Genomic DNA, 21,402 nt, shown 5'->3' with positions numbered 1-21,402 from the left:
AATAGCGTTAATATGAGTTCTTTTGTATTTAATATTTTAGTTATACATCAATTATGACACGATTATCCTTAATTATTGGAGTTTTCTTCTGGATTATTTCAATTCATTCATTTGCACAGAACACACAAAATTTGGACGGATCCTGGCGCTTTGCACTCGACGGGAAAAACAGTGGACTGGAGGAAAGGTGGTTTGAAAAGGATCTTGCCCACACGATTCATTTACCGGGGACAACAGATGAAGCTAGATATGGGACAGAAACAGTCGGATCAGACTTTGGTATATTAACCCGCTCATTTAAATATTATGGACCGGCCTGGTATCAGCGCGACATTGTAGTACCTGAGGGCTGGAAAGATAAACAGTTGTTTTTGAATCTGGAACGTGTGATGTGGCAATCCATGCTTTTTGTGGACGATAAACAAATTTCGACCAGGGATGCCTTAAATTCGCCACATCTGTACACACTTGGGACACTTAGCCCCGGTAGGCATCGGCTGACAATCCGTGTGAACAATGACATGATCTATAATATTGGGGACAAAGGGCATGCTTATACGGAGTATACGCAAAGTATCTGGAACGGTATAGTCGGTAAAATTGAACTTATTGCAAAAAATTCGGCTCATTTTTTCAATCCGCAAGTTTTTACATCGATAGCCCCGAAAGCGTTTCAGCTCAGGGATACTTTGCTGAACTTCGACGGAAAAAAAAGGTCTGTCAAGCTAGCCTACTCCTTTCGGGAACGCAACAGTGGCATTGTGGTATTTCAGGGAATACGGAAGTTTACTTTGCTGTCGGCGAAACAGCCAATCGAAATGACTGAAAATGTACCGGAGTCAATTCGGTTATGGGATGATATCAATCCGAATCTTTACACATTGACGATCAAATTGCTGGATGAGAAAGACCGGCAGTTGGATATGAAGGAGATGGAAATAGGTTTCCGTGAAATCAGTGCTTCCAGATCAAAGATTCTGGTAAACAAACGCCCCGTTTTTTTGCGTGGAAATTTGGACTGTGTGCATTTTCCATTGACCGGTTACCCGTCAATGGATGTTGAGGAATGGGAAAGGATCTTTCGCATTTATAAGTCCTATGGATTGAATCATGTTCGTTTTCATTCCTGGTGTCCACCGGAAGCGGCTTTTGTTGCGGCAGACCGAATCGGGCTTTACCTCCAGCCCGAAGTGATCTGGCTGGATTGGTGGATGGCCGTAGATAATCCGGGGCGAGAGGAAATGAACACCAAGGGCAGACCAAAAGGTCTTGGTTATAATGCCTCTGCAGATTCATTTGCGCAAAAAGAGATTGCGACGATGCTGGCCAATTATGGAAACCATGCTTCTTTTACAACCATGGCCATCGGAAATGAACTGGGCAATTCGGACTTTGGCGTGATGGAATCTTGGTTGAAGCCTTACAAGGAGAAAGATTCCCGAAGATTGTATGCGGTTTCTTCAGCACGAAAGATCACCGAATTGGATCAGTTTATCGTGACGCATTACATTGACAAACTCGGGGGGACCCGAGGATTACGTGGTGCTACCACGGACTGGGATTTTGAAAAAGTATATAGCCAGTCCAATATCCCCGTTATAGCACATGAAATCGGTCAATGGCCGGTTTACCCCAAGTGGGATGAAATAAAAAAGTACACAGGCGTATTAAAAGCAAGAAACCTCGAGCAGTTTCGCGAGCAAGCCAGAAAAAACAATCTGGAATCGCAAAATGAAGCTTTTGTACAGGCATCCGGCGCACTGAATCAGCTGATGTATAAGAATGAGATCGAGTCTTTTCTTCGTACACCTTCGGCTGCCGGGATACAGCTGTTAGGTATGCAGGACTACCAGGGACAGGGGGAAGCGCTCATTGGCTGGCTTGATGCTTTCTACGACAGCAAGGGAATTACAAGCCCGGAAGAATTCAGGATGCACCATGATACCACAGTGATGTTACTGCGTATGCCGAAATTTGTCTGGCAGACACAAGAAACATTTCATGCAAAAGTACAGGTCGCACACTACGGCAAGGCTAATATCCGCGATGCGGTTTATTGGAAGATTTACGATGGAACAGCACAGGTACTTTCATCGGGGGATTTCTCCGGTCAATTGTTTCGGTCGGGGAGTTCAGCGATTATAGGAACTTTTGAGAGTGATTTTTCCGGGATCAAAAAGGCGACGAAACTGACGGTGGAGGTGGGACTAAAGGGCCGGCCCAACATAAATCGATGGGAAATATGGGTTTATCCACCGGTGGAGGAGGATATGAAGAATATCTATGTAACCGACCGCTTTGACAGGAAGGCCGAGCAGGTTTTAAATGCAGGCGGTAAGGTATTGCTGGATGCTGCTGACCTCGGAAATGTGGTCACGGCAGACCTGATCAGCTTCTATCCGCTCTACTGGTCACTTACTTTTTTTCCGGGACAGGGAATCAATACCATCGGTCTTTTACTGCGCGACAAACATCCTGCTTTTGCTGACTTTCCGACAGATACGTATGGCAACTGGCAATGGCAGTCGATCTACAAAGGTGCCAAGGGGTTTTACATCAACAATTTTCCGTCTGACTATAGGCCTATTGCCCAGCCGATAGATGATTTTCATCGCAATAATAAGCTGGCTTCCATTTTTGAATTAAAGGTTGGCAAAGGGAAACTGCTGGTGACGGGCTTTAATCTGCAGGATGAGAGCAATCCGGTGAGCCAACAGTTGAAAGCCAGTCTTAAAAAGTATATGGCTTCGGATGATTTTGCACCTGAGTATGAGCCTAATTTGGATTCTTTACGAAAGATGTTTGTCTTCATCGAGCCTTTAAAAAGTGTGGCGCCGAAAGCCTTTAAGAATGCATTGTTGTATGTGGAAGCGGGAAAAAAAGTGAAAGAAATGGGGCAAAATATGGATTGGTCCAGTCTTTTGGATTTGAGTGAATCCAAAAAAGGAACGACTTATACTGTAAAAGCAGATGGTGTCTGGAAAGATGCGGTAGCATCGGCCTGGCAGGGTAAACACATGGAATTGACCCTGGATGTGCCACAGGGCATGATCGGTACTTTTTATGTCTTTTTCCATGACTGGAATAATCTAGGACGTCGCGCGGATATTGAATTTGAAGGTCGGCAATATACTTTAGGCCAGCACGATAAAGATGGACAATGGGTCAAATTGCATGTCATGCGGGAAGATTCCAACGACGGTGTATTAAAAATGAAGGTAAATACGAAAAAAGGTCCAAATATCATGATTGCAAAGATGGCTTTAACAGAAGAAGTAGATTGAACCCTAAAAAAACGCTTGAACAGGGGTATTATCAGGTTCTTCTTTTCCCAATGTTTAAACATTTAATAGTAATTTAAAAATATAAGGTGTTGTTAAAATATTTGTTTAAATTAAACGTTATATTAATGTGTTAAAAGGAGAAGACAATGACCCAAATACTGTTAGTTGACGACCATCAAATTGTACGCACCGGATTACGGATGCTATTGGAGTCTGACGAAAAGCTGGTTGTAACCGATGAAGTGGGGAGTGCAGAAGACGCACTGGTTTACCTCGAAAAATGCAAGGCGCCCAATCTTGTATTGACAGACCTGCAAATGAAGGAAATGGATGGCATTGCGCTTATAAAAGTATTGAAAAAGGTATATCCTGAGGTCAAAGTTGCTGTTTTGTCAATGTCGGAAGATCAGGGCAAGGTAATCGAAGCCTTCGATGCTGGTGCTGACGGTTACCTGTCAAAAGCAGCGGATTATACCGAAATTTTGTTCGGTATACAGCAGATCGCTGGAGGAAATCGTTACATGACGACTTCTTTAAGCTTAAGTTTTATGCAAAATTATAAAAATTTCACCACAATTGCCGTTGATATAAACACGATTTTAAAATACTATGATATCTCCGAAAGGGAATTTGCTGTATTGGAACTGATTGCTGAAGGTCTTACCAACGGTGAAATCGCCGATAAGATTTTCCTGAGCAAAAGGACTGTTGAAGGCTATCGCCAGCATCTCCTGGAAAAAACAAATACCAGAAATACAGCGCAACTTGTCCGCTTTGCCTTTCGGAATAATCTTCTTAAGTAAAATCCCTAAAGTTTCCCCAGTCTATTTTCTCTAAATAAATTTGAAAAATTGGAAGCAAGATTGTTCAAATAGGGGCGAGTAGCGATGGAAAATTGAAAATTTTCGAGTAGAATTACATTCGCCGGATTTGGATTTGATTATAGATCTTTTTTTAGCAGTAATGTATTGTTTTTTACAAAGTGTGATATCTATGTGAAAGGCAGTTTTTCTTGTTTCTTTCTTTTAATTCAAATATTTGCCAAGCAGAATAAGGGAGGACATTTCAGTTTGAGAGTTGCTGGATAGAAGCACTGCAAAAAGATATTGATAAAGACTTTTAACTACTGGCTGTATTGAATTATCGCTCGGGCCTAATTTGCGTGGGAGCTCGTGATAATATATTTGGATTATCTCGGCGGGGATCATCTGAGCCCTGCCGAGTTTAGTTACTCGTATTACCTATTTCCTCTAAAAATAATGTCAACTATTGAAGGGATTTATCAAAGAACGGAAAACGAAAATTTACTGAAAAACTGTATATTCTGATTATGAAAGTTTAACCATCAACAAATTCTGGGATAGAACCTAGACTTCGATCCCTATCATAATAGCGAGGGTTGAAATTTACAGTCGCCCGGTGGTACTTTAGCTTCTTTTGCTTCACTTCTCATTTTACCTATCTGGTATTTTATATCACCTGTAGCTATAGATTTTCCAGCTCTGGGATTATTTTCAGCTTTAATTAAGGTTGTTGTATCTGCTCTTGATTCTGATGCTATGAATTCATCTTTTTTGCAGGAATGTCCTAAAAGAATCAGTGTTGATGCAGCAATTAAAAAATATTTTTTTTTCATGTCTAATTGATTAGTTAATAGTACTATTAGTAATTGGAATGATAATCATCATTATCTGTTCGATCCGGCTTACCAGATTAACTATGATATATAATTTCGGTTCTAATATTTATTGTTCAAAGATATAAATTTATTTTCAGAGTCTATTGTGGATTTTATCGGCAAAGAGTTATTTCCCTATATCGAAAAAAACTATCGCTCCAATGGTTACAAAGTGCTTAGGCCATTCTTTGGCGGTCTAACAGCGATCAATAACTTATTGATGGATCCGCTGTTCAATGCTTACATCCCAATGATCCTAGCCTCTGGTGGGACAATGAGCTCCTGATTCAGAAAAACGAAGCGACAAGACAGAACTTTAAGGACATCCGACTCTTTTTGGCGCAAGCCAACAATGGGCTACTTCGGAATGTGAGCGAAGATGAGCATGAAATCGCTATTACCAAGTTTAAAACGGTATTGTAAAACGAACAACTCAAAAATCTCCAATGGAAATATGTCTTCTATGAAGATGATGACCATGGCACTGTTCCGCTGCTGGGCAACAACGATGGCCTGTGTTTTATATTTTCGGCTTATCGCTGGAACTTTCGTGATGCTCTAAAAGATCCGGCAGCCATTCGCAGCCATTTTGACCGTCTCTCCGCGGATTTAAATTACAAATTTCAGCCCACCGATTTTTTTTCAAAAAATGACCGACTTAGCAGTGGGGGGTCGGGGGGAACCGTTAAACAACTGGAAAAGATGCGACAGGAATATTATCCGAAAAAAAATAATTAAAACCATTTTTCGCCAGCTTTGTTCATTACTTGATATTTAGAAAGATTAATAGGTAAACGTAGGGTTAAAGGATAGTTTTTTTTGAGGCCGGAGCAGTAAGTGCTCCGGCCTTTTTTGTTTTGAAAAAGTGAAGGTCGTTTAATGAATTGGTTAATACAGTGTGCTATACAAATACAAGTCCGCTAACCTTCGCTGGATCGGAATCGTTCTGTTGTGCGCCGGATCGACAATAGAAGGATTCCAATAATTTAAAACAAAAAAGAAAAAGAGATGGTTATAACTATAGCATATTATCATTTACTAACTTATTCATAAATTCATGTCAGAAGAAAAATTATTACAGACGCTCATTAGAACCCAAGATGAAGTATGTGTTACAATCTCTGTCAACACACATCGAACACATCCTGATAATCTAAATGATAGAATAAAGATTAAAAACTTTACAAAAGAAGCAATTGATCGGCTTTTGGAAAAATTTGAGAAAAGAACTCTGTCCAATATCATCGGACGGTTGGAGCAGGTTGAACAGGAGATTGATGTGAATTATAACCTGGAAAGTCTACACCTTTTTATTTCGGATACTGTGGTAGAGGTATTCAGATCGTCATGGGAGACCAGTCAGGAAGGTGTTCACATCAGTGGTAACTTTGCGGTCCGTCCTGTTATTAAAGAGATCGGCCGCCAGACACATTATTTGATTATGTTGCTTTCACAAAGCGGAATCAAGCTTTATACTGCTCTGAATGGAAGTATTGTCCGCGAAGTGCAGAATGAAGAGTTTCCGATTGATGAAAATAGATTTTACAATACGCTCCCGGATCGAAGTAGTGATGCGAAACACCTAGACGATCTGTTGCGTGAATATTTAAACCGGGCGGATAAAGCGCTCATCAACTATAGCAACGAGGAAAAATTGAAAACACTCGTATTCTGTACAGAAGATAACTATAGCAAGCTGATGCAAGTTGCAGATCGACCGTCTGTATATTATGGTTACCTACCTATTGATTACAACAATGTCGAACCACATCAATTGGAGGCACGCGCTTGGGACTTTATGAAACAAGAACTGGAACGAAAAAATGAAGACTATTTCGGGGAGCTTGAATCGGCGATTGGTCAGGGCCTGGTACTGACTGACCTGCAAGAGATCTACCGGGCTGCTCAGGATGGCAAAGGGGATTTTCTAATTGTACAGGAGAGCTTTCATCAGGCAGTGAAATTAGTGTCAGATCGTGATATCGAAATTGTAGAAGACAATGTAGGTAAAAATATCGTAGATGATATCAGCAGCTTACTTGCATTATTTGTTGAAGAAAGAGGCGGACAAACGCTCTATGTACCAGAGATACCGAATCCTGAATGTCGGCCCATTGCCTTAAAAATAAGATATTAACCTGTACATTCAGATGTTATGTTACAGTAAAAGGGACTTAGGTTAGCTTTTAATATAGCATTAAGCCCCTAAAATCAATCGCCCAAAGCTTATGTATGTGAACTATTGGTAGTTGGTTTTAAAAAGATCCGGGTACAACAGGGTACCCGGAGCGGTTTTGATTGAGACCTTTCCTTTTTCCGCTTCTGATGGAATGATGGGCTAAAATGGTCAATTTCGCGTTCGAGTTGCAGATAACTTTGATAAATCTTCTGATCCAGGATACAATTATTGACTGCTTCCAATACAGCATAGCCAGGTTCATTGTGCTGTATGCAGTCTTTAAAGCGGCACAGTCCAACATAGTCCTTTATGTCCAGTGTATCGGTCTATCGGTCAGTTGTGGGGTGCTGTCAGTAGTCAGTCCGAATTGACGGACTCCGGGGCTGTCTATCAGTATCTCGGACTTGACGGGGTACAAGCTGGCCGCCACCGCCGGATTTTGTCGTTTCGGAAATTTGGTCCGAGAAATTCAGAAATTATTTTTTAATTTAGATAGCAGTTTAAACCAATTATTCGCAATCAGCCAAAGAATATTGAGGTAAAAGTTTATGTTCGCTTAACAGTAAAGTTAAATGGACGTTGTTAATTTATCCATATTTTTTTACCATAGATAACGAACCATGAGCATCAGGGAAACGCCTATTGAATTGAATACATTCACTCTTTTCCAGCAAGGAGATGAGAAGGCTTTTCGGCTTATATTCGAAAGTTATCAGCCTATGATCTTCGCGCGGGCCATACAGTTTTCTGGGCAAGTGGAGGAGGCCGAAGAAATTACCCAAGAAGCGTTTGTACAGCTCCATCACTATCGTGAGAGAATAACGGGGCCCGAATCACTCTATCCCTTTTTACATCGGGTGGCCAAACGTATCGCGGTCAGCAGCTTCAGAAGGAGGGTGCTGCACGAGCAATATGAACTCGATCAGCGATCAGGTTGGGAGGAAGCTTCTCCCGCATTGACGCAGCAGCTTGATTACAATGAATTGCAGCAGGAGCTGGAGAAGATCATCAGCGAGCTTCCCGAACAACAGCAACGGATCTATCGCCTCAATAAGTTGGAGGAGCATAGCTACCAAGATATTGCCGATCAGGTTGGCCTCTCAAAAAATACGGTACGCAATCATTTGGCTCTGGCCAGTAAGTTTGTACGTGTACGTCTGGACAAGATTTTCACCTTTTTTTTATAAAATTTACTTTTTCATTGGTACATCTTTCGCTTTCGTTCGATTAATCATCATAGAACAGCAAAGAAAGCATGAACGACAACAACGGATATCGTGAACTGATCCGAAAATATAGAAATGGCTCCTGTACCGCCGACGAGCTCAAACGCATCCGTGAACTGATCCATACACCTGAATTTTTGGCTGCACTGGAACAGCAATGGGAGGCTGGGATAGAACAGCCCTTTAAAACGACGGAACTCGACAGACAACGACAGTTTCAGCAGATCATGTCCGGTATATCCATGGCAAAGGAGAATAACGCTATTCCTACAAAAACTGGGAAGAGCCTGTGGAGCTCAATTGGGTTCAAGGTGGCTGCCTGTATCGCGTTCTGCGCCTTTGCCTCGCTCTTGTATTTTCTCATACAGCCAAAAGTTGGTCCCGGGGATTCGACCGCATTGTCGGATATCAATTCGTTGGTTCTGCCGGGAAAACAAACGGCGCAGATCTTGTTTGATGACGGTACAGCTGTGGACCTAGAAAAGATTGTCGGTGATACCACTATTGTACGGCCTGAATTTTCCGTCAGCAAAACCAGGGACGGTAAAATTACCTATCATTTCCATCGGGGCCAGAATGAAAACAGATTGGTTTATAATACTATTGTAACTCCCAAAGGGGGAGAGTACAAGCTGGTATTGCCGGACGGTACGGTTGTTTGGCTGAATGCCATGACAAAGCTGCGCTATCCTGTAGCTTTTCAGTCGGATACGCGGGAAGTGAATTTGGAGGGTGAAGCGTATTTTGAAGTAACCAAGGTGACAAATCTGGGGAAGCGCGTACCTTTTATTGTGAAGACAGGCGAGCAATCTCTGGAAGTTTTGGGTACCGCATTTAATATCTCAAATTACAATCAACAGGTAGTGACCACACTAACCGAAGGAAAAGTAAAACTGATCTATGCCGGCAATAAGGTGACAGAGAAATTCCTCGTTCCCAATGAACAGGCAAAATACGATGTCAGGAAGGCGACTTTTACAAAAGATGTTGTGGATCCGTTTTATTTCATGGCTTGGAAGAATGGAAATTTTGCATTTGACAATGCTTCGATTTACGAAGTGATGGGGGCCATAAGCCGATGGTATGACGTGGATGTTCATTACCACGGTGATCTGGACAAAGTCCGTTTCTCGGGATCCATATCCCGCTATGAAAATATCGATAAATTATTAAAGACGATTGCGCTGGCCGGGGGTGTCCGCTTCGATCGGAAAGAAAGGAGGGTGGATGTGATGTAGTACATAGACTTATCTCACAGAGCATCCGTCAAAAAAAACAGGAGTGTTGGAAGCACTCCCGTTTTTACTCGATGGATCCTGAACAAATCCTAGATTGATAGATCATTCGCTAATCATTAATTTATCAACCAATGCAAATTTATAAAAAAAATCGGGTACGTGTTTTCCCGATCAAGGAAAACATATGCTTTAAAATTCCAATTTCAATGAAATTGTCTATTGCTTTGCCGCTCTTATTTGCTGCAAATATGCATGTCGGAGCCATGACTTACGCGCAAAGGGTAAGCCTATCCATGAAAAACGCCAAACTATCCACTGTTTTGAAAGATCTGCAAAAGAAAAGTGCTGTAAATATCTTTTTTAATGAGTCTATCTTTTCGGGAAATAGCCGCGTCGACGTCAATTACAAAAATGTACCCTTCAACGATGTACTGGAAGATTTATGTACGAAATATGCCATTGCGTACAAACGTGTGGACAATAATATTGTGTTAAGCCGGAAAGCAGATGCTTCTTGGGCAACGGCAACAGTGCGTATAAATGTACAAAAGCGACCGGTCACAGGTGTCGTGAGATCTGCAGACGGTAAGGGACTTGCCGGAGTGACGGTAGCGGAAAAAGGCTATGCAAACCGGACCAGCACACAGGCTGATGGAAGTTTTCGCATTGAAGTGCAGGATCAAAATCCAGTGCTCCAATTTACCACTGTGGGTTATCAGGCGAAGGAAGTTTTTGTTCGCGACAACAGCCCGTTGGACATCCGGTTAGAGGCGCTGATCAATGCCATGGATGAAGTCGTCGTCGTGGGTTATGGTAAGCAGACCAAGCAAGATCTCACCGGATCGGTCAACCAGCTGGATGAAAAGAGTTTTAGGCAGGGGGCGGTGATCTCGGCCGATAATCTGATTCAGGGTAAGGTGCCTGGTGTCCGTGTTGTGGGCAATAGCGGTGAACCCGGAGGTGGTGTGGATGTCACCATTCGTGGAGTAGGCTCTATTCGCAGTGGCAGTACACCGCTGTTTGTGGTGGATGGTGTGCCGCTGAGCAACGAAAATGTGAGTCCAGGTGGTCAGGATATCGGATTCGGGTCCAGCCGACCTAAAAACCCGTTAAATTTTTTAAATACGAGTGATATCGAGTCCATTACCGTACTGAAGGATGCTTCTGCAGCGGCGATCTATGGTGCCAGGGGGTCGAATGGTGTAGTGATCATCACCACTAAAAAGGGAAAAAAGGGGGAGGCCAGCCTCACGGCAGATTCCTACCTGGGCTTTTCCTCGGTCGCACACAAGGTGGATGTAATGTCCGCAGATCAATACCGTGCCGCCATCAAGGACAAGGCTTTTGATCATGGAGCTAGTACGGACTGGCAGGATGTGGTCTACCGGACGGCAAAAACACGAAACAACTCCCTTTCTTTTTCAAAGGCGACCAATACCGGCAACTATTATGTCTCGGCAGCACAGATGGATCAGCAAGGGATTGTCAAGAATAGTGATTTTAGGCGGACTTCGGCCCGGGTCAATGCCTCGGAATCCTTTCTGGATGAAAAAAGACTGACCGTGGGATTTAACCTAACAGCCAGTGAAACCAAAGATATCGGTGTCCCCACAAGTGATAATACCGGCGCATTTGGCCAGTTGATCACCCACACGCTGATGGCCAATCCGACCCGATCGGTATTCGATGAAAATGGAAATTTCACCAATTTTAATATGAATGCCCACTACAATCCGATGTACTTGTTGGATATCTATCGGGATAATACGCGGACCCTAAGGGCACTGGGGAATCTGGATATTTCGTTTCGTATCATCGAGGGCCTTGTTTATAAGTTCAATCTTGGGATAGACCGTGCTATGGGTGAGCGCAATACAACAATCTTTCCCAACATCACGGACCTCAATCCGCGGGGCAGGTTTATGAAGTACAATCAGAATTCAAAAAATACTTTGCTGGAGCACTACCTTAATTACACCAAGCTAATTGATAAACATAAGATCGAAGCATTGGCGGGCTTTTCTTACCAAAAATTTGATAACGGTGGCAATGGATATACCATTGACGGAATCGCCAACAAAGGGGAAGGTGTCCTCCCCGAAAATAATCCCGGCTATGCTGGGCGTCCAACGACAGCAACGGGGTTTTCCCAGGTCAATGAATTGCAGTCATATTTTGCCCGTGTCAACTACAACTATGACAATCGCTATCTCCTGACAGCCTCCCTGCGTGCGGATGGATCGACACGATTTGGTAAAAATAACAAATATGGCTATTTCCCTTCTTTCGCGCTGGGCTGGAATGTGTCAAAAGAAAACTTTTTGAAGGATATTAAAGGGGTAAATGAGTTGAAAATCAGGGCAAGCTGGGGGAATACAGGAAATCAAGAAGTTCAAAATAAGATTACCAAAGCCAGTTATTCCCTGGCGGCGGGAAATGGTTATTATATGAACGATGACCTCGCTCTGGTCAATGGAGTATCAGTCAACCGTACGCCAAACCCGAACCTGAGATGGGAAGTGGTGACACAGACGAACTTTGGGGTAGACTTTGATCTATGGAAAAGTAAATTGTACGGAACGCTGGAATACTATAATAAAACCACAACGGATGCCATCTTAAATATTCCTTCACAAGTGCTGAGCCCTACGGCGGATATCTGGGTCAATATTGACGGAAAACTAGTAAACAAGGGCTTTGAATTCCTGCTGGGTTCAAAGCTGGTCAATAAGGAGCATTTCAGCTGGTCTGTCGATGTCAATGGTGCAACATTGCAAAATAAAATACAGAATCTGCCGGTTTCGGAGATTTTGTCGGGAGCCATTGCCGGTCCGGGACAATCGGGCGTGAATGTCAATATTTACAAAAGCGGTTACGCGGCGGGATCCTTCTACCTCTGGGACTATGAAGGGGTAGACGATAAAGGAAATTATAGCTATAGCGACAGCCGCCGCATCATTGAAGGGGCTTTGCCGAAGTTTACCTATGGACTGAACAGTCAGCTCTATTACCGCTCTTTTGATTTTTCCTTTTCATTTATAGGCCAGACTGGGGGGTATAATTTTAATAACATGGCGATGAATGCGCTCAATATTAATAATCTGGCTTCCGATAGAAACGTGTCAAATCGCTATTATGGGACGAACATCAGTCCGTCAAATAATCCGCAGATCTCAACGCTTTATCTTGAAAAATCGGATTTCCTCCGCCTGAATTCCGTTAGGCTCGGCTATTCGATTCCCCTGGTCAGCAAACAATGGGTGCAATCGATAGGACTGTATGTCACGGGACAAAACTTATGGACGCTGACCAAATACTCCGGTTATGATCCATTGATCAACAGTCCGCGTGTGAGCAACGGCAACCAGTCATTGGGTGTAGATTATACGGCTTATCCATCGGCGAAGACATTTTTATTTGGTGCAACGATTAAATTTTAACGATGAAAAAGATTTTTTTAAACAAATATGTACTCTGGCTATCGTTTTTATTGCTTTTAGGCAGCTGTACAAAGTTGGACGAACAGGTATTGGATGAGGTGCTCGGTGAAGATGCGTCAGATCCCGAAGGTGCCCTCGCTGCGGCTTACGACCGTTTGGGCAAAGGTACTTTTGTCGACCATGGCGGTGTTTTTGCCTTACAGGAATATACGACAGATGAGGCGGTTCTGGCTACCCGGGGAAGCGACTGGGGTGATGGCGGAAAATGGCGCTCCATGCACGAGTTTACCTGGGTGCCAGATAATGCAATTGTAACGGACAACTGGAATATGCTGACCAATGGGATTACGCGGGCAATGACGGCCATAAAATCCGTTACCGAATCGAATATTCCGCAAAAGAAGCTCTTTCTGGCTGAATCCAGAGGTTTATTGGCTTTTTATATGTATACCGTATTGGATCTGTACGGACAAGTACCTTACAGGGATCCATTGAACGAGCGTGCACCGCTCGAGATAAAAAAGGCAGCCACGAGCATTGACGAGCTGATCCTCGAGGTGGAATCGCTGATTCCTGACCTGGCAGCATTGGGTGAGCAATCCACGCACAATGGACGCTTTACCAAAGAGGCAGCCTATAGTCTATTGACACAGATGTACCTGAACAGGGCGGTATTTAAAAACCGGATGGCAAACACCTACGATTTCACCGAAAAAGCGGTTTCGGGTGAAGGTACAGATATGGACCGTGTGATCTATTATTCATCTTTGCTGATCAATTCGTCTAAGTTCAGGCTGGAAAGTAACTACTTCAATAGTTTTTCCATCAAAAACGAAAAAGGACCGGAGCTGATCTGGGTCATTACCCAAAAAATAGACAAAATCAGAAACGGCTCCAATTCTTTTGCCTATGTCTGTGTCGAACGGAATCAGCGGCCGACGCCGGCGAATCGGGGGACAAATGCAGCATGTATCACACCTGAATTTTATGCCACATGGAACGGCAATCATGATGACCCACGTTTTTCGAGGAAATACCAATATGGTGACGGCACCTGGTTTTATAATGACCGTGAACAGAGCGTTCCCTCAACCGATATTGTACCGGGGACCAATTTAATGTGGTTTCACTTCAACCGTGGTATTATGGAAGGACAGCAGTATGGCCCCAAATTAACCGCAAACGGTGCGTTTGAAATGACTTCTGACGGACGGATCAAAGTATCGGAACTGTTTATGGAAAAAAGTGCCGGCACAAAAATGATCTTTACCCCCGAACTCAATTTTGATGACCCCAAACAGGCTGTATTTAAACAGGATCAGATCAACCGTGGAGTGCGTGTATTTAAATATGAGTACGACCCGGGTGATGGAAACGGATCCAGTAATGTCGATATTCCGCTGGCGCGTTTAGGCGCTATTTACACCATGCGCGCCGAGGCTTATTTTAGGAAGGGAGAAATCAATCTTGCGCTCAATGATATCAATAAATTGCGCAGTTCACGGACTAGGGAAGCCCTATATGGCAATGCGCCGGGTAAGACAATTTCTTCGTTAACAGCCAATGATCTTTACCGTGAGATCGCTTTTGAGACCTACTGGGAACTGCTCCGCCGTCCGCAGATGATTCGATTTGGTAAATTTGACCTGCCCTTTAGCGCCAAACCTGCCTCGCAACCCTTCAGACGCCTGTTCCCAATTCCACAAAGTGTTATGGATGTTAGCAAGGAATTTAAGCAAAATGAGGGCTATTAATTATTTTAGAAAAGGCAAAACAATTTCCTACTGACCGATGTCAATAACCAAGTTAGGTTAGTGTATTCGATAAAAACCGGGGATGGATTTCCCCGGCTTTTATCGTTGCGCTCTTTTTTATCCTGGTCCATACATAGTATCCTCTTCCTTTTCCAGGAAGTGTTTTGCCGTGCTTATTAATAAAAAAGGAAAGATTGTAAGCAAAAAAGCTTTCCTTGAGGATATTGAAAACTATTGGGTGAAAGAATTGGGCGGGTAGCCCGGCAAAAGATCTATCTTACAATTTTGTAAGTTCTTTTATGGTGATTTAGGGATGGATATCTTTGAATATATTAAATAAAAGAATATGGATTTACAAAATAACATCATCGGTTTTCATCATGTATCAATAAAAGCGAAAGACTTCGAGCGCACGGTAGATTTTTATAAAAATTTCGGTTTCGAAATGGTGCACAAATGGTCTTTGCCCGATTTCAATTTGGAAAAATGTGTGATGCTTCAGCATCGGGCGATCAATTATTACCTGGAAATATGTGACGAAAATGCAGATATACCGACACAGGGAAGAAAGAGGAAGCCCGGTGACGAGTATATTGAGAATGCGCTATTGCATTTTTGTTTTATAGTGAAAGATGCTGATCTCGCCAGAAAACAAGCCCTTGCCTGTGGCGCAAAAGATCTGAGTGAGGGACTGTTTGAGCTGGATTTATCCGGTGAAATCAAATCGGTTCATGTGAGAAACAGTCTGGTATATAGTCCCAATGGGGAAGTAATCGAGTTCTTGGAGAAAGTAGATTTTGATTAGTCCTGAACCTGAAATTCGGACAGGTCGACCAAGATTTTTTCCAACTTCTGGCCCTTGGCTGTAAGCGTGTATATGGATGAAATCTTAGTCTTATTTTTTAAAATCAACCCATCCCGTACCAAATCATTCAATTGTTTGGAAAGTGTCCGGTCACTGACTTGGGGCAGAAGATGTTTGAAGTCCGAATAGCTTGCCGTTGTCTTAAGCAATTTAAATAAAATAGAAAGCTTCCACCGTCCGGTGATTAATGATAATGTCTTAAAAGCATTGCAATACTGTTGTAATGCTTTTTCATTGATTGTATTGGTCGAGTTTTCTTTACGCATACAGTTGATACTTTTAAATACCTCTATTTTTTTCTTCCGCACAATCCTTTTTCTTAAGATTGAATTTTACTCGTGGGGATAAGACTATGCAAATTAAAATAATTTGCGCAAACGTTTGCTCTCAAAAATTGATTTTTAAATCAAAAAAATCCTGTAAGTTTGTTTTGACGACCAATCATATCATTATAGGCCAGCAGCAAGAGTATGAAATCGACATTGTTAATCAAAGATATTTCTGATTTTGAAATGTTGGTGAATACCCATACCGACAAGCTAACACAGACAGCTTTTCTGAAAATTGGAAACCTGCAGGATGCAGAAGATCTTGTACAGGATCTCTTTGTCAACCTCTGGATAAAAAGGGAGTTCATCGTTGTACATGGATCGGTTCACAATTACCTTTATGTAGCCCTCCGGAATAAAATTATGAACTACTTTGCCAAAGCTAAGCTTCATCAGGATGTGAAAAATAGGCTAGCGGTAAATCTAGAGATCATGGATCTTTCTTTAGTCAATCTGTTAATCGAAAAAGATCTAAATACCTTATTTTCGGAAATTTTGAGTGAGTTACCTGCTCACATGCAGAGCATTTTTAAGCTGCGCAATGAAGATTTTACACTGAAAGAGATTGCTATTGCCCTAGGACTCGCGGAGCAGACCGTAAAAGGGTACAGTGCAGAAATGCACCGCCGTATTAAAGAAATGCTCATAAAGAGACATCCCGAATTTGCGCGCTCACTGACAGCATTGCTATCTTTTTTGCTGATCAAATAAATTTTAAATTCCTTACATACTTTTGAATGCCTCCAACTGTCTTTCTAGAAAGAGCAAACCTAGAAAGATTACGCGTGGATCAAAAACAGTTACAAAAACTAATTAAGAAATACCAGGACGGTACAGCCAGTGCGGCTGAGAAATTTGTTGTGGAATATTGGTACGAATCCTTGGGGAAACATACAACCGAAGATTCAGAAATAGATTTTATTCCAGACCGTAAAAATCTCAGAGACCGAATTATATTGGCAGCTGCTGAATACACCGATAAGCGTTCTGACAGCCGACGGGGCTGGTTATATACCGCCGTGGCTAGTGTCATACTGTTGATATTTTCAACTGTTTTATATTATCAATACTATTCAGGATCGCAGATCGATAGCCTGATCGAGCCGATCAAAATGGTATACCTAGATAGCGGAACCATATCCACTGGTACCGCCGAACGCACAACAGTCATCCTGAATGATGGTACCAAAGTAATTCTAAATGCCAATTCAAGCTTAACGGTTGGCAATTACGATCGTCTGCGGGATGTGAACCTCTATGGCGAAGCATTCTTTGATGTCAAGAAAGATCCGTCCAGGCCATTTACCGTACATGGTGGTGGATTGCATATCAAGGTGTTGGGTACCAGTTTCAATGTTAATGCTTATCCGGATATCCATAATACAGCGGTATCGGTGCGTACAGGTAAGGTTCAGGTTGACAATAACGAGAAAAATCTACGCACGTTGTTGCCGGATGAGAATATGGTCTACGATCGAAAGTCTAGTGATTTTAAATTGACAAATGGGACTTACCCCTTGGAAAGCTCCTGGTTATCTGATCATATTAAACTGGATCAGGCGAGCTTTGAAGAATTGAGCCAAACCTTTAAGAATTTCTACGGACTGACACTTTATACAGACGATGAAAAAATCCTGTCGGATCGTTATAATATTAGCTTCCGACAATCCAAAACAATGGCAACGGCGCTGGAAGAGATTCAGTTATTGACCGGAAAAAAAATCAGTTTTAAAAATAAGAAGGAGGGCAAAGAGATTATTTTATACTAAAAATAAAAGGGCTCACATAGTGTAAGACCCTTTACAGATAATTATGGAATCTATCTCACCCGATTCCATAATTGGTTTCATGGATGTAAAACCTTTAATCAATACAAAATTAACAAATGATTAACAAAAAACTAATAACAAAAGAAAAAAGAAGCAACAAATACCTTTCTTTAACTCTTGGTGGGACCCTGCTGCTATTTTCAGGCATTATTCCTTGGAACAGTACATTCGCACAGGAAAAAGGCAAGATAAACAACTTGAGTTATCAAAAAACGACGTTACGGGATCTTATCATCGATCTGCAAAAAAAGTCTGGATCAGATATTTCGTTCACGGAGAGCCTGGGCTTAAAAACTATAAGTATCACCAAATTTGATACTAAAAATGAATCCTTGGAACAGGTCTTGCGTAGATTATTGATACCTTATGGTATCCAGGTAAAAAAGACGGATAACGGCTATGTTTTAGCCAGACAAACACCGCGTGAAGGAAAGCCTATTTCTGGAAAAGTAATTGATCCGTCCGGTATGCCTGTTTCGGGAGCTACCTTAAACTTAAAGCGTGCCAACACAAAATCCAAAAGTGATGACGAAGGCGCGTTTTTGCTCGATTCGACCTTTCCTTCAGATACTTTATCCGTACATTTTATGGGCTTTAAGACCATCGATACCTTGGTGACAAACGACCTTGCGGGGGATCTGGTAATCCGATTGGCGGCTGACCGGGCACGCGAACTTGACGAAGTTGTTGTGGTGGGCTATGGCGTCCAAAAGAAAGTTAACCTCACAGGATCTGTTGCTGTCGTCGATGGCAAGCGCTTACAGGATAGACCGGTAAACAATGTCTCTCAATCACTTTATGGAACCGTCAGTGGCCTGACTATCGCTTATGGAAACAATGGCTTTGAACCCGGTGCCGCACCATCCGTGCAGATACGGGGGCAGGGTAGCCCCTATGTGCTGATTGATGGTACCGCAGGAGATATCAATACAATAGACCCCAACACCGTCGAAAGTGTTTCTATTTTAAAAGACGCTGCTGCATCGGCAATCTATGGTGCGCGTGCGCCCTATGGCGTCCTGCTGATTACGACCAAATCGGGGAAAGCTAATCAGAAACCACAAGTCGATTTTTCGATCAATGGAGGACCTACAACCATTATCAATAAACCAAAGATGGTGGATTCCTATACATTTGCGCGTGCCATGAATGAAATGCATGATAACCAAGGGGTCGCTAGATTGTTTTCCGAATCTACGATTGACAGGATCATAGCATATATTGATGATCCAACACTTCCCGAAACTGTTCCTGATACCAACAATCCGCGTAAGTGGTCAACCTATCAATTCTCGAACGGCAATAACGACTGGATAGATATTCATTATGGTAATGGTCTCAGAATGCAGGAAAATCTATCTGTAAGAGGTGGATCAAAAGACATGTCCTATTTTTTGTCCCTTGGACATGCCACTGAAAAAGGGGTGTTGAAAATCGTGGATGATAAGTATAAGCGCTACAATTTTCAGGGAAAGCTCGATGCCAATATCACGGATTGGTGGAAGATCAGTTCGAATACTCGCCTGACAAATGAACTGCGTAACCGGCCAATCTACAATGGTGAAGGGGGATACGGAATGATAATTCATCAGATCTTCAGGACACATCCCGAGGTGTTCCTTAAATCGCCAAATGGCTATTACTCGCAACTTTCGCGTGTACCGCAGATGCAAGCGGGCTATCAAAAATTGACGGACAATAATCTGGTTCAGCGTTTGGCCACAGAGATCAGCCCCCTTAAAAACTGGAAAATCAATGCAGATTATTCCATAGATTATAAAATCAACAATTATGAGGGCGTCAATCAGGTCGCTTATGAGGATGAAGTAGATGGTACGCTTGTACCAATAGCGCTTACGGTTCCTTCCTATATCAGTAAAGACAAATCTAATACCACCTATAAAGCGCTTAATATTTATACAACCTATAATTTAGATTTAGGAACGGAGCACCATTTTACGGCACTGGCTGGATTTCAAAATGAAACGAATTCCTATGATATGCTGAGTGGTCTGAAAAGGGAACTTATAACACCAGATGTACCCTCCTTAACAACAGCAACCGGTGAAATGCAAATAGCTGATGAACTTAGTCATTGGTCTACACTCGGCTATTTTGCACGTTTAAATTATAATTATGCGGATAAATATCTCTTTGAGGGTAATATACGGTATGATGGCACATCCAAATTTGCACGCGGTAAAAGGTGGGGTTCGTTTCCGTCGATATCAGCAGGGTGGGTTGTATCAAAAGAGAAATTTTGGACGGGAGTTGAGGCTTATATTCCTTTCTTGAAGCTTAAAGGATCTTGGGGACGACTGGGAAATCAAAACGTCGCAGCCTATCAGGATCTGGCATTATTGGGGGTGCAAAGTAACCTGAGCTGGCTTATTGATGGTATGCGTCCCGCTTATACGATTGCGCCAAACTTGGTCAACCGATTTCTTACCTGGGAGTCATCTCGTTCAATGAATACGGCCGTCGAATTGGGCTTTTTCCAAAACCGCCTGCAGGCCGAATTTGAATATTACCAACGTTTGACCTATGATCGTCTCGGACCGGCGCAGGCTCTTCCTGCTGTTCTGGGCGCCAAGATTCCACAGGAAAATAATTCGGAACTTCAGACTAGGGGCTGGGATTTTAGCTTGCGCTGGAATGGGAAAATAGGTTCCGATTTTAACTATTCCGTAGCAGCCAATGTGTTTGATTATAAAAATATAATTACAAAGTTTACCAATCCGACGGGTATCCTGACAACGGATTACGTAGGTATGGATGCCGGAGAAATTTGGGGTTATGAAACTGTTGGCTTGATCAAAACTAAGGAGCGCGCTGAAGAGATCAATGCATCGGGCTACCAAAAATTTATCAATGGCCAGACTTGGCAGACAGGGGATATAGAATACCGTGATCTCAACGGGGATGGGCTAATCAATAAGGGTAAAAACACCATAAATGACCATGGAGACCTTAAAATTATTGGTAATTCAACGCGCCGTTATCAGTTTGGACTTAATTTAACGGCTAACTACAAAAATATTGATATAGCGGTGTTTATCCAAGGTACTGGAAAGCGTGATTTATGGCTGGATGGGAATCTATTCTGGGGATTTCGGGCATGGAATCAGTCCTCCTTGTTCCCAGGGCATATAGATTACTATCGGGATGTTGAGGGAGACCGATATTCGGGACTCGGTATAAATACTGAGGCTTATTTTCCCCGTCCTTACAGTAATACCAGCCAGGACAATAAAAATAAACAGCAGCAAACGCGTTATCTGCAAAATGGTGCCTATGCACGTCTTAAAAATCTTCAGATTGGATACACCATTCCGCCGTTAATGCTCCAAAAAATTGGATTAAAACGCGCCCGCATTTATTTTTCTGGTGAAAATATCTATACCATTTCTAAACTTCCAAGCGGATTTGATCCTGAGACGGCAATGCTGGGAGAATATGGTAATGGAAAAAGTATGTTTTCACAGGCGATTTGGGCATTTGGGATGAATATCTCGCTGTAAACGCATTTGATTTGAATGCATAAGTAGCTACTTAAATAGCGAAGAAAAATTATATCAAG

At 42.5% G+C, this 21,402-nt stretch carries 14 protein-coding genes; 12 read left to right on the top strand and 2 right to left on the bottom strand.

The window, feature by feature from the left end; translation table 11 throughout:
- Window positions 1-53 precede the first annotated feature (53 nt).
- Window positions 54-3,284: a sugar-binding domain-containing protein gene (locus tag HMAT_RS11755; protein WP_104382878.1), complete on the top strand. Its 3,231-nt coding sequence runs from the start codon at window positions 54-56 to the stop codon at window positions 3,282-3,284.
- 146 nt (window positions 3,285-3,430) lie between these two features.
- On the top strand, window positions 3,431-4,087 hold the full coding sequence (locus tag HMAT_RS11750) for a response regulator transcription factor (protein ID WP_104382877.1): 657 nt from the start codon (window positions 3,431-3,433) through the stop codon (window positions 4,085-4,087).
- 581 nt (window positions 4,088-4,668) lie between these two features.
- Here the strand turns inward: HMAT_RS11750 and HMAT_RS11745 are convergent.
- Complete coding sequence (locus HMAT_RS11745; RefSeq protein ID WP_104382876.1) at window positions 4,669-4,920, bottom strand: hypothetical protein; 252 nt, start codon at window positions 4,918-4,920, stop codon at window positions 4,669-4,671.
- A gap of 112 nt (window positions 4,921-5,032) precedes the next feature.
- On the opposite strand from HMAT_RS11745, the gene HMAT_RS11740 reads away from it, so the two are divergent.
- The 7 genes from HMAT_RS11740 to HMAT_RS11705 all read left to right on the top strand — a co-directional run bounded on the left by HMAT_RS11740 (window position 5,033) and on the right by HMAT_RS11705 (window position 15,604).
- Entirely contained in the window at window positions 5,033-5,248 is a 216-nt protein-coding gene (locus HMAT_RS11740) for a hypothetical protein (RefSeq protein ID WP_104382875.1), read from the top strand.
- Window positions 5,249-6,019: 771 nt separating this feature from the next.
- Window positions 6,020-7,099, top strand: a complete 1,080-nt coding sequence (locus HMAT_RS11735; protein WP_104382874.1) for a hypothetical protein — start codon at window positions 6,020-6,022, stop codon at window positions 7,097-7,099.
- A gap of 662 nt (window positions 7,100-7,761) precedes the next feature.
- Window positions 7,762-8,328, top strand: a complete 567-nt coding sequence (locus tag HMAT_RS11725; protein ID WP_104382872.1) for an RNA polymerase sigma factor — start codon at window positions 7,762-7,764, stop codon at window positions 8,326-8,328.
- 68 nt (window positions 8,329-8,396) lie between these two features.
- On the top strand, window positions 8,397-9,605 hold the full coding sequence (locus tag HMAT_RS11720; RefSeq protein ID WP_104382871.1) for a FecR family protein: 1,209 nt from the start codon (window positions 8,397-8,399) through the stop codon (window positions 9,603-9,605).
- Between the two features lie 206 nt (window positions 9,606-9,811).
- Window positions 9,812-13,045: a SusC/RagA family TonB-linked outer membrane protein gene (locus tag HMAT_RS11715; RefSeq protein WP_233789203.1), complete on the top strand. Its 3,234-nt coding sequence runs from the start codon at window positions 9,812-9,814 to the stop codon at window positions 13,043-13,045.
- 2 nt (window positions 13,046-13,047) lie between these two features.
- The gene (locus tag HMAT_RS11710) at window positions 13,048-14,799 is read left to right on the top strand and encodes a RagB/SusD family nutrient uptake outer membrane protein (RefSeq protein ID WP_104382870.1); all 1,752 of its coding nucleotides are present in this window, start codon (window positions 13,048-13,050) and stop codon (window positions 14,797-14,799) included.
- A gap of 346 nt (window positions 14,800-15,145) precedes the next feature.
- Window positions 15,146-15,604 carry a VOC family protein gene (locus tag HMAT_RS11705; RefSeq protein ID WP_104382869.1) on the top strand — a complete coding sequence of 153 codons (459 nt, stop codon included), beginning with the start codon at window positions 15,146-15,148 and terminating at the stop codon, window positions 15,602-15,604.
- Here the strand turns inward: HMAT_RS11705 and HMAT_RS11700 are convergent.
- On the bottom strand, window positions 15,601-15,930 hold the full coding sequence (locus HMAT_RS11700; RefSeq protein ID WP_104382868.1) for a helix-turn-helix domain-containing protein: 330 nt from the start codon (window positions 15,928-15,930) through the stop codon (window positions 15,601-15,603). The two genes, HMAT_RS11705 and HMAT_RS11700, sit on opposite strands and share 4 nt — an antisense overlap.
- 204 nt (window positions 15,931-16,134) lie before the next feature.
- On the opposite strand from HMAT_RS11700, the gene HMAT_RS11695 reads away from it, so the two are divergent.
- From HMAT_RS11695 to HMAT_RS11685, 3 genes are all read left to right on the top strand, one after another.
- Window positions 16,135-16,704 carry an RNA polymerase sigma factor gene (locus HMAT_RS11695; RefSeq protein WP_104382867.1) on the top strand — a complete coding sequence of 190 codons (570 nt, stop codon included), beginning with the start codon at window positions 16,135-16,137 and terminating at the stop codon, window positions 16,702-16,704.
- Window positions 16,705-16,730: 26 nt separating this feature from the next.
- Entirely contained in the window at window positions 16,731-17,762 is a 1,032-nt protein-coding gene (locus tag HMAT_RS11690) for a FecR family protein (protein WP_104382866.1), read from the top strand.
- Window positions 17,763-17,878: 116 nt separating this feature from the next.
- Window positions 17,879-21,343 carry a TonB-dependent receptor gene (locus tag HMAT_RS11685; RefSeq protein WP_104382865.1) on the top strand — a complete coding sequence of 1,155 codons (3,465 nt, stop codon included), beginning with the start codon at window positions 17,879-17,881 and terminating at the stop codon, window positions 21,341-21,343.
- Window positions 21,344-21,402 lie beyond the last annotated feature (59 nt).

It is taken from the genome of Sphingobacterium sp. HMA12 (assembly GCF_002933815.1).
Lineage (GTDB): Bacteria > Bacteroidota > Bacteroidia > Sphingobacteriales > Sphingobacteriaceae > Sphingobacterium.
The sequence above is the reverse complement of the archived record's forward strand: the minus strand, read 5'-3'. Positions and strand labels throughout refer to the sequence as shown.